General features: G+C 67.5%; 10 protein-coding genes. 4 read left to right on the top strand and 6 right to left on the bottom strand.

Annotated elements, in window-relative coordinates; translation table 11 throughout:
- Nucleotides 1-28: 28 nt before the first annotated feature.
- From OID54_RS31760 to OID54_RS31780, 5 genes are all read right to left on the bottom strand, one after another.
- Complete coding sequence (locus OID54_RS31760) at nucleotides 29-1,156, bottom strand: ABC transporter ATP-binding protein (RefSeq protein WP_329025163.1); 1,128 nt, start codon at nucleotides 1,154-1,156, stop codon at nucleotides 29-31.
- Nucleotides 1,153-1,959: an ABC transporter permease gene (locus OID54_RS31765; RefSeq protein ID WP_329025165.1), complete on the bottom strand. Its 807-nt coding sequence runs from the start codon at nucleotides 1,957-1,959 to the stop codon at nucleotides 1,153-1,155. Before OID54_RS31765 ends, OID54_RS31760 begins: the two co-directional genes overlap by 4 nt.
- Before the next feature lie 2 nt (nucleotides 1,960-1,961).
- Nucleotides 1,962-2,834, bottom strand: a complete 873-nt coding sequence (locus tag OID54_RS31770) for an ABC transporter permease (protein ID WP_329025167.1) — start codon at nucleotides 2,832-2,834, stop codon at nucleotides 1,962-1,964.
- Nucleotides 2,835-2,842: 8 nt separating this feature from the next.
- Nucleotides 2,843-3,889 (bottom strand): extracellular solute-binding protein, encoded by a 1,047-nt coding sequence (locus OID54_RS31775; RefSeq protein ID WP_329025168.1) that lies wholly within the window; start codon nucleotides 3,887-3,889, stop codon nucleotides 2,843-2,845.
- 73 nt (nucleotides 3,890-3,962) lie between these two features.
- Nucleotides 3,963-4,175, bottom strand: a complete 213-nt coding sequence (locus OID54_RS31780; RefSeq protein WP_329025169.1) for a hypothetical protein — start codon at nucleotides 4,173-4,175, stop codon at nucleotides 3,963-3,965.
- Nucleotides 4,176-4,566: 391 nt separating this feature from the next.
- Here OID54_RS31780 and OID54_RS31785 point away from each other — a divergent pair, with 391 nt between their 5' ends.
- Complete coding sequence (locus OID54_RS31785; RefSeq protein WP_329025171.1) at nucleotides 4,567-5,457, top strand: helix-turn-helix transcriptional regulator; 891 nt, start codon at nucleotides 4,567-4,569, stop codon at nucleotides 5,455-5,457.
- The gene (locus OID54_RS31790) at nucleotides 5,454-6,059 is read left to right on the top strand and encodes a short chain dehydrogenase (RefSeq protein ID WP_329025173.1); all 606 of its coding nucleotides are present in this window, start codon (nucleotides 5,454-5,456) and stop codon (nucleotides 6,057-6,059) included. The genes OID54_RS31785 and OID54_RS31790 overlap by 4 nt, the downstream gene beginning before the upstream one ends.
- A gap of 242 nt (nucleotides 6,060-6,301) precedes the next feature.
- On the opposite strand, the gene OID54_RS31795 is transcribed toward OID54_RS31790, so the two are convergent.
- Nucleotides 6,302-7,090, bottom strand: a complete 789-nt coding sequence (locus tag OID54_RS31795; protein WP_329025174.1) for a TetR/AcrR family transcriptional regulator — start codon at nucleotides 7,088-7,090, stop codon at nucleotides 6,302-6,304.
- A 250-nt stretch (nucleotides 7,091-7,340) separates the two neighbouring features.
- Between OID54_RS31795 and OID54_RS31800 the strand changes: the two genes are divergently transcribed.
- A complete protein-coding gene (locus tag OID54_RS31800) occupies nucleotides 7,341-9,578 on the top strand; it encodes an MMPL family transporter (RefSeq protein WP_329025176.1) in 2,238 nt (745 codons plus the stop codon).
- A gap of 321 nt (nucleotides 9,579-9,899) precedes the next feature.
- Entirely contained in the window at nucleotides 9,900-10,418 is a 519-nt protein-coding gene (locus tag OID54_RS31805) for a DUF6630 family protein (protein WP_329025177.1), read from the top strand.
- Nucleotides 10,419-10,501 lie beyond the last annotated feature (83 nt).

Consider the following 10,501-nt stretch of genomic DNA (forward strand, 5'->3'; position numbering starts at 1 on the left):
CGTTGCTTTCGTTGGGGCCGGTCGGGTCTCAGTGGTCTGTGGGGAGCGCGTGGGCGGCCCCCGGGGGTACGGAGACGGCTATGTCGTCGCCGGGTGCGGGAAGACCGAGCGCGCCGGGATCGGGTACGGAGACCCGCAGCCGGACCGCCCCGGAGACCTCCACCACGACGGTGGCGAGGCTGCCCTCGTTGACGATCTCGACCACTCGGCCGACGATCGGTGCCGCGGCGCCCTCGGTACCCAGGCGGAGTGCCTCCGGCCTGAGCAGGACCTGCACGGCATCGCCTTCCGCGACCGCTCCAGCGTGCCGTGCGCGCAGTGTGTCCGAGGTCGTCAGCCGTACGGTGCATCCGTCCGGTCCGGCTTCCGTGCACACTCCGGGGATCAGATTGGACTGGCCGATGAATCCGGCCACGAACGCATTCACGGGGTGCCGGTAGATGGTGTCGGGGGTGTCGAGCTGTTCGACCCGGCCGGCGCGCATCACCGCGATCCGATCGCTCATCACCAGGGCTTCGGTCTGGTCGTGGGTCACGAAGATCGATGTGGTGCCCAGCTCGCGCTGCAAGTGCTTGATCTCCAGGCGGAGTTGTTCGCGCAGCTTGAGATCCAGATTGGACAGCGGCTCGTCGAACAGCAGCACCTTCGGTTGCACCACGATCGCCCTGGCGAGGGCGACTCGCTGCTGCTGCCCACCGGAGAGCTGGCCGGGCATCCGCTCCTCGTACCCGGCGAGACCGACACGGTCGAGCGCGCCCGCCACGCGGACATGGACTTCGGCCTTCGGGCGTTTGCGCATCCGCAGTCCGTAGCCGACGTTCTGACCGACGGTCAGATGCGGGAACAGTGCGTACTGCTGGAAGACCATCGCGGTGTCGCGCCGGTCGGGCGGCAGTCGGTGGACGTCCTGACCGTCGAGCAGGATCCGCCCGGCGTCCGGTGCCAGAAAGCCCGCGATCATGTTCAGGGTCGTCGTCTTTCCACAGCCGGACGGCCCGAGCAGGGTGAGGAACTCGCCGGGGCGCACATCGAGGTCGAGGTCCTCCACCGCCACCGCAGAGCCGAACTGCTTGCGAATGCCCCGCAGGGTCACGGCGTAGCCGCCCGTACGTGCTCGTGTGGCCGGCTCCTCGGCGGCGTCGACTCGTGCGATCACTTGGTACCTCCGTGGATGAACTCGGTCAGGCGAACGAACCGGGACGCCACCCCCGCGATGACACAGATACCGACGACGCTGGTCACGGCGACGCATGCCAGGGTCGGCGAGTACTGGAACTCCATGTACTGGAGGAGTTGGATGGGCAGTGTGGTCGCGTCCCGCGATGTGAGGAACAGCGAGAGTTCGACGTTGTTGAACGAGACGATGAAGGCGAACAGCGCCCCCGCGAACATTCCCGACCGCATCAGGGGCAGGGTGACAGTGGTGAACGTGCGCCAAGGCGAGGCACCGAGATCACGGGCGGCACGCTCCCACAGCGGGTTGACCCCGAGCAGACTCACGCCCACGGTCCGCAGCACGAACGGGATGCCGATCAATGCATGGGTCACCACGAGCAGGGCCGGGCCGATGAACCCCCGTGCACTGAGCATCGAGATCAGTTGGACCACGGAGAGGCTGATCACGATCTCCGGCAACAGCAAGGGGCTGGCGAGGAACCCTTCCAGCGCGGCACGGCCCCTGACCGGGCCGCGCGACAGGGCATAGGCCGCGGCCGTTCCCACCACTAGCGCACAGGCCGCGGAGCCCACGGCGATCTCGGCGGACAGCGCCATGGGCAACAGCCATTCGCGGGTCAGCGCGGACTCCCACCACCGCAGCGAGAGCCCGCTCGGCGGGAAGGCGGGATAGGTGTCCGGCTGTACGGAGGTCCAGAGCACGACGGCCATCGGCACGGCGACGAACGCGAGCACCAGGGTGAGCAAGGCGGTGCGCAGCAGAATCCAGGGACGGAATCGCATCGTCACACTCCCTTACGCGATCGGCGGCCGGCGAGCAGCAATGCGGACACTGTGAAGGCACCCACCACGAGGATGACCACCGCGACCGCCGCCGCCTGCCCCCATTCGAGGCTGACCACCATGCGGTCGCGGACCAGGGTCGCGAGTGTCTGCACCCGGCCGCCGCCGAGCACGGCCGCGGCGGCGTAGGCGCCGAGGCTGATCGCGAAGGTCAGCATGAATCCGGCGATGAGTCCGGGGCGGATCAGGGGCAGTGTGATTCGGAGGAAGGTACGCACGGGCCCAGCGCCGAGGTCGCGGGACGCGCGTTCCAGTACCGGGTCGACGCTCTGCACGCTCGACATCGCGGTGAACACCGCGAACGGCAGGAGTACATGGACGAGTCCGGCGATCACCGCGAACTTCGACCCGATGAACGCGATCGGTGAGTCGGTCAACCCGGTCCACAGCAGCATGTTGTTCACCAGGCCGTCGCCCTGGAGGAGCACCAGCCAGCCGTAGGTGCGTACCACGACGCTCGACACCAGGGGTGATACGACGACAAGGAGGACGAGCGTGCGCCAACGTGAGCCGGAGCGGACGATGAAATGTGCGACCAGGAGCCCTGCGGCCGAACACAACAGGCCCACCACCGCCGAGATCCAGACGGTGTCCCACAACACCGATCTGAAGTAGCCGTCACCCAGGAGGCTGCCGTAGTTCGCGGTGGTGAACGGTCCGGTCACCGTCGCGCCGTCGTAGGTCAGCACACTGCTGGCGAGTAGGATCGCCGTCGGTATCGCGAAGACGGCCAGGACCCACACCGTCGCGGGCAGGGTGAGCCACGGCAATCGGGACCGCCTCCGCGCCCGTGTGGCCAGGGTCGGGCTTGTCACGGCCGCCGTCATCGCACGGCCTCCGCCCATTGTTGGCCCCAGGTCGTACGGTTGCGCGTGACCGTTTCCGGGTCTGCGATCTTGATCTTTTCGAGCTTCTCGGCCGTGGTGATGTGCTTGGCAGCGAAGTCTGCGGGGAACGGCAGGCCGGTGACCGCCGGCCCGACGTTGTAGGCGAGTGCCCAACGTCGTTGCACCTCGTCGGAGAGCCAGTAGTCGATGAACTCGTACGCCGCCTTCTTATTGGTCGCACCGACCGGAACGCCGAGTGAACCGAGCGACGCGTATGAACTCTCCTTCGGCACCGTGTAGTCGTAGTCGGTGGTCTTGGCGTAGATCGCGGCGCGCCCGTCCAGGTAGGGGAAGAGCGTTGCGGTGCCCTTCTCCATGTAGGGCACCGCCCCCGCAGACGCTTGTGGAGTGGCGAGGGCGTACTTGGCCAACTCCTTGATCCGGGCGAAGCCGGGATCGGTGTCGGTGAGCCCCCCGCCGTCCAACTCGGCGGCGCTGAGCATCGCGTACACACCGAGGATGTTGGCGGGGTTGAAGATGAGCGTGCCCGAGCGGTACTTCGGATCCCACATCGTCTGCCAACTCGTCGGCGGCTTCGGGAAGAGCGCCCGGCGGTACATCAGCACGACCTGCTGGACGTCCTGGATCGCACCGACGCCGTAGGTCTTGGCTTGCAGTTTCTGCGGTACGCGGGCCAGGTTCGGCACCTGTTTCGACGTCACCGGGGCGAGCAGCCGGTCCTTGCTGCCCTGGTACAGCTCAAGGCTGGTCATCACGGCTATGTCGAATCCGGGGTCGCCGTTGGCGGCCCGGATGGACGCGTACTGTTCCGATGCCGACCCGGCGGCCGTGTACTTGATGCGGATGCCGGTCTTCTCCGTGAACGGTCTGGCGATCTCCTTCTCGAAAATGCTCTGGTACTCGGCGCCGTATCCCTCGATGACCAGCTCATTGCCCTTGCTGCCGCCCGTACTCGTCGACGCACAGGCGGCCAGGGACGCGGTGAGTCCCAGCGCGAGCGCTAGGCAGGCGAACTTCTTCATGGCAGCCACACCTCCAGGATGTAACTAGTTACATTCGCTGGTGGGAAACTCAAGCATGCGACTGCGCGGCCAGTCAATGGCTTGTTCTGATCGCAATGCCGAAGAGGTGGAGCCGATGAGCGTCGAGTCCGAGTGTTCGGCGGAGGTGCGGCCCCTGCCGTACGCCGTGGACCGCGCCCCAGATGCTCTGCTCGCCATCGCCCTCGCCCACCGTTCGGTTGATTGTGGAGAACACGCAGGTCAGGGCGTGCATCGAAGGATTCCGATGGGTCAGCCCGGCGGTCATGACAGGGGTATGGCACGAGGACCTGAGCTCAAGAAGCCATAGGCCCAAGAAGTCCACGAGCGACGTGCTGCGGACCGCCGCCCTGGCCGACAACTACAGGTGCGCGTCGGACCCGAGGAACCGGATTCGGCCGCGCACCGCGGGCAGGGGCGCTGTCGTTTGCGTCAGCCGTGAAGGGCGCTGGCACCTGTCTTGGCGCCGAAATCTCACACAACGCTGCCATCGAATCGATACGGGCCGCCCGTAGTAGTTCTGAACGAGAACACGATCGAGCCCGTCCACGCGATCTTCCGGGCGAGTGGAATCCAGCTTCCTGGAGGCGGTCCGTTGACCGCGAAGGTATCCCTGTCCGGGGCAGGAAGACGCGGACGATTCACGCGACGATGGAGCGGTGATCAACACAGGAGCGAACGATCTCGGCGGATTCCTGCGCAGCCGGCGTGAACGCCTGACGCCGGATGCGGCGGGCATACCACCCGGCATCACCCATCGGCGAGTTCCGGGGCTGCGCCGAGAAGAGCTTGCCGAACTCGCCGGGGTCAGTGTCGGCTACTACACCCGCCTTGAGCAGGGAGCCAGCAGCAGTGCCTCTCCCGCGGTCATTGATGCGCTGGCCGCCGCACTGCGGCTGGACCGGGCCGAACACGACCACCTGCGGAACCTTGCGGCCCCGAGACGGCCGACTCGCCCTCGTTCGCGCAGAAGCAGGTTGAGGCCCTCGATCCATGAACTGCTCGCCGCCATGTCTGGAACACCGGCGATCGTGATCGACCATCGCGCCGACGTCCTGGCGTGGAACCCCCTCGGGCACGCCCTGCTGGCCGGCCATATCGAGGTCGACGCCCCGAACACCCGGATTCGGCCGAACGTCGCCCGCATGCTGTTCCTCGATCCGCACCACCGTGCCTTGTACTGCGACTGGCCCGCCAAAGCACAGGTCACGGTCGCGGCCCTGCACCAGGCGTTCGTGCGGCACCCCGCCGACCCCGAACTCGAACGGCACCTTGGCGAACTCGTCTCCAACAGCCTGGAGTTCGCCCGGATGTGGGCACGGCGCCCCGTCCGAACCTGCTCGCACTACGTGTGGAAACTGGAGCATCCCGTCGTCGGGCGGGTGACTTTGGCGAACGAGACGGTCACCCTGCCGGATGACGATCAGCAGATCGGCCTCTTCCACGCCCGCCCCGGCACCCCGGACGCAGACGCTCTCACCTTGCTGGCACAGAGCCTCGACCGACGAGCCGCGCCAGAATCCCCGTCCCGGAGGGAGAAAGCACGATGAAGATCCTCGTGGTCGGTGGTGCCGGCACCATCGGAAAGCGACTGGTGCCCGCACTCCGATCCCGCGGTCATGACGTCGTCGTGGCCGGACGCACCTCGGGCGATGTCCATGTCGATCTGGTCTCGCACGCATCCATCGAGGCCATGTACCGCGAGGTCGGGGCGGTCGAGGGCGTTGTGAGTGTCGCTGCGCACGGGCTGCTCGACGAGTTCAGCACGCTGACACCGGAAGCGTTGTACGAGAACATGCGGGCCAAGTTCTTCGGGCAGGCCGATCTGGTCCTCACCGGCCAGCATCACTGCGCCGACGGCGCCTCCTTCACCCTGACGTCCGGTGTTTTCGCGGACCAGGCATGGCCGCACGTCACCGGCGGCGGCGTCGTCAGCGGCTCCCTGCACAGTTTCGCCCTGTCCGCGGCGATCGAGCTACCGCGAGGCATGCGGATCAATGTGGTCAGCCCAACGATGATCGGCGACTCCGTGGATGTCTTTGCCGAACACTTCCCGGGCATGCGATCGGTATCGATGGACGAACTCGTCGACCACTATCTGCACTGCGTCGAAGGCGACGACACCGGCCGTATCCTCCGCGCGTACGGATGACCGCGTCGTTCGCCTTGACGCGAGTGAGGAAGAAGTCCCGGGCGTCCTCGGCGAGGAGCTCCGGCACCTTCATCGCGGCGCAGTGACCGATGCGATTGAACTCGCCCAGTGCCTGATGTCGTACAGCCGCTCGGCCCGCGCCGTCGCCCCGGAGATCACCAGGCCCATCGTGCGGCCCGGCCCCGCGACGCCGCCCCTGTCGGGACACCACCAGCCCGAGCCCAGGGTTCCTCGGACTCGGGTCAGCTGGATGAAGCGAGGCCCCCACCAGCGAGGGGCCCTGCCGCCAGCGCATCCGAGTCACTGTCAGGAACACGGCTGCGGACGTCCTTCACCAGGTTCCGCACCGCCATGCTGAAGATCTCGGCCTGGTGGTCGCCGAGGAAGTCCGTGTGCCCGAACACCTCCAGGACGACGAGACCGTGCAGATGCCCCCATGCGCTCAGAAGGAGGGCGGTAGCGGGGGGCGGAAGTGCTCCCAGACCGTGCGGCGGCAGTTGTGCCAGATGCGTCCGCAGTGAGGGTGAGAGTGCTGGGGCATCGGCCGCTTCCAGTTGAGCGGTGGTGAACCCGTCGAGCAACTCACGCTGGAAGATCCTGCTCATCCGGATCATCGCCTGGGTGGTCGGCCCGTTGGCGGGTGCCGCGTACTTCCGCAGCGGCGTTCCGTAGAGGAGTTGGAATCGCTCGGGATGGGTGACGGCCCATCGGCGGTACTCCTCGGTCGCGACCAGTGCACGCGCCGGGGCCGGGGCGTCCGGTGCCTCGTCGACGGCGGCCTGCACGGCGTCGGCCATGTCGTCGTACGCCTTGGTGATCAGCGCCGTGACGAGATCGGACCAGCTCGGAAAGTAGTGGTAGAGCGCCTGGACGGTCATCCCGAGGTCCCGGGCAATCGCACGCAGGGACAGGGCCGCCGGGCCGTTCTCCACGATGTGCCGCTCAGCGGCGTCCAGGATCTCTTGGGTGGCGGCGGCCCGACGCCGCTCGCGCAGGGAACGCCGGGCCGTCACATGTTCTTCCGCAGGCATGCCACGACCCTACGACGCCAGCTCCCGCAGGAGCACCAGAAACGCCAACTTGTTAGAAAAATCTAACACTGCCAAATTCTCTAGTGCCCCGCTAGCGTCGAAATCGGCGACGAAGAATGCGACAGCGGGTCTGCCTCCGGCGCGGTGAAGGTTTCCGCGGAGCTCCCCACCCCCGCCTCCGCCCCTGCTTCGGCCTGCCTGATCCCGGTCTCCGGGCTCTCACGATCAGTGCGCAAAAGGGAGATCACGCGTGTTTGAACGCATAGCCGAACTGGTGATACGCCGGGCCCGGTTGATACTTGTCATCGCGGTGGTGGCTGTGGCCCTCATGGGTGTTGCGGGCACCGGTGCGTTCGGCAAGCTGCTGGACGGCGGATATGAGGACCCGGCCTCGCAGTCCACCCGGGCGGGGGAGGTCATCGGCGAGAAGTTCGGAGGGGAGACGAACCTCGTCCTGCTGGTCCGTCCCTCCGAAGGCCGGGTCGACACCCCGGCCGCCGAGCGGAACGGTCGGGCCCTGGTTGCCGACCTCAAGAAGGAGCGGCACCTGGAGAACGTGATCTCGTACTGGGACACGGACAACCCCGACCTCCGCTCCAAGGACGGCCGCGATGCCCTGGTGCTCGCCCATGTGAAGGGTGACGAAACCGAGCAGAGCAAGAACGCCAAGACCATCATCGCCGCCTATACCGGAACGTACGAAGACGCCCTGACGGTCCGGGCGGGCGGCGGCGCCGCAGTGGGCGACGAGATGGGAACCCAGGTGGGCGAAGACCTCATCCTGGCCGAAGCCATCGCCGTGCCCCTGACCCTCGTGCTTCTCCTGCTCGTCTTCGGCAGTGTCGTCGCGGCCCTGCTGCCGCTGGTCATCGGATTGATCGCCGTCATCGGCACGTTCGCCGAACTCTTCCTGCTCGGCAGCGTCACCGACGTCTCCGTCTTCGCGATCAACCTGACCACCGCACTGGGCCTCGGCCTCGGCATCGACTACGCCCTGTTGATGGTCAGCCGGTTCCGCGAGCAACTCGCGGCAGGGGAGAGCGTGGAGGACGCCGTCCGGCGGACGGTGAGCACCGCCGGCCGTACGGTCGCCTTCTCCGCCGCGACCGTGGCTGCCGCACTCGGAGCACTCCTGGTGTTCCCCCAGTACTTCCTGCGTTCGTTCGGATACGCCGGGATCGGCGTCGTCGCCATCGCGGCCATCAGCACCCTGTTCGTGATGCCGGCCCTGTTCGTCGTCCTGGGGCACCGGGTCAACAGCGGTCGGCTGCCATGGGCGAACCGGCAGCGCTCCGAGACCCGCGGGCGCGCCTGGGGGCGACTGGCCCGCACTGTCATGCGGCGGCCCGCACTCACCGCGCTGCCCGTGCTTGCGGTGCTGCTCCTCGCGGCGAGCCCGCTGTTGGGCATCACCTTCGGCACACCGGACGAACGCGTGCTTCCCGAGGACGCCCAGAGCCGCCAGGTCGCGTCGGTGCTGGAGAAGAGCTTCAACGGCAATGACGAAGCGGCGCTGCACGTCGTCATCGACAAGCAGGTGGGCAAGGCCCCCTTGGAGACCTACGCGGTCGCACTGTCCGGGCTCAAGGGGGTCGCCCGCGTCGAGACCAGCGGCGGAACCTACACCGACGGAACGCCCACGACGAACGGCCCCGCCAACGCAGCCCTCGGCCGCCCCGACGCGCAGCGGATCAACGTCGTGAGCGCACTGTCCCCGAAGTCGGACGAGGCCCAGCGACTGGTCGAGCAGGTCAGGGCGGTCACTCCGCCCGACGGATCAGGCGCTCTGGTGGGCGGAGTCGACGCCGTACTGGTCGACTCCAAGGACTCCATCGGCGATCGGCTTCCCCTCGCAGTGGTCCTGGTCGCCCTCACCACTTTCGTCCTACTCTTCCTCTTCACCGGCAGCGTCGTGCAACCGCTGCGTGCGCTGCTGCTCAACCTGATCAGCCTGGGGGCCACCCTCGGCGTCATGACCTGGATCTTCCAGGACGGCAACCTCTCCTCCCTGCTCGGTTTCACACCACAGCCGATGAACGTGTCGATGACCGTGCTGATGTTCTGCGTCGCCTTCGGCCTCTCGATGGACTACGAGGTGTTCGTCACCAGCCGGATCAAGGAACTCCACGATCTGGGTGAGGACAATGAGTCCGCAGTGGCCAACGGTCTCGGACACACGGGACGCATCGTCACCGCGGCGGCCCTGCTGCTCGCGGTGTCCTTCTTCGCCTTCGGGACGGCCCAACTCAGCTTCCTGCAGATGTTCGGGCTGGGCAGCGGGCTGGCCATCCTCATCGACGCCGTCGCCGTACGCGGGGTCCTGGTCCCCGCCGCGATGCGCCTACTCGGCCGCTCAGCCTGGTACGCGCCCCGCTTCCTGCGCAAGCTCCACGAGCGGTACGGCCTCAGCGAGGGCGGGCCCGCGCCCACTCCCGTGCCGGAGCCCGTGACCGGGGCGCCGTACCTGAAGGACTCGACCAAGGTCTGACCGGAAGGAAAACGCTCCATGCGCCGTGCCCGCCACCGACAAGAGGCGGGCACGGCGCACGGGAGCTTCGTGGCTCTGCGGGCTCATCGCGGGCGTGGGCGCGTCGGCGCGCCCACGCCCGCTGGCGCGATCCGGTGCCGTGACCTGGACCGGGCCGCTGAGCCCCGACTGCTCTGAGGCCACGACGGGTTGAGGCGACGGAGGGCGGGGCGGCGGCAACGGCTTGTGTCAGACCCCCGTGTCATGGTGTTCATGGGCGCCGACCAGCGCGCCCGCTCCCGTACCGACCGCAGTCGCACGGCTGTCGAAGGAGTGCACACCATGCCCGGAACCGATGCGAGTCGCACCTCCCTGGCAGCCATCGCGGAGCTCCTTGCACCCGCTCGTCCAGCCGTCGCCGAGCAGGTGCTGCGTGCGCACGACGACCCCACGGGATATGTCCGCGCCCACGCTGCACGGCTGGCGGACCGGGGCATCGACGGGCCCGTCCCGGACCTGCCCTGGATAGCGCTCATCGACGCGCTCGACGAGCACCGGCTGCTCGCGGAGTTCGACTGGAAGGAGGACCCGGAGGAGATCCGGGGCCAGCTGGTAGGGCTTGCGTCCCGTCCGTCCGTGGACCCCTGGGTGCTGCTCGACGCCGATGAAATGCTCCTGCCGACCGAAGCGTTCCTTCATGGCTGTGGTCGGCACTATCGCGAGATCGGCGCCGCCCTTGCCGTCCTCGACATCCAATCGGACTGCTACCCGGTGGTGTGCCTACGCGGTTCACGGGCCGATGAGTTGGTGTCCCTCGCGACCTGTGCGGGCTTCACCGCGGACGTCCTCGGAGCTCGGTGACCGAGTCGGAGATCTGCCGCGGTCGGGCGTTGCTCGCGGTCTTCGATGAGTAGACCGGATGGCGCGCTGGCGGGTGCGACCAC

Source organism: Streptomyces sp. NBC_00690 (assembly GCF_036226685.1).
Taxonomy (GTDB): Bacteria; Actinomycetota; Actinomycetes; order Streptomycetales; family Streptomycetaceae; genus Streptomyces.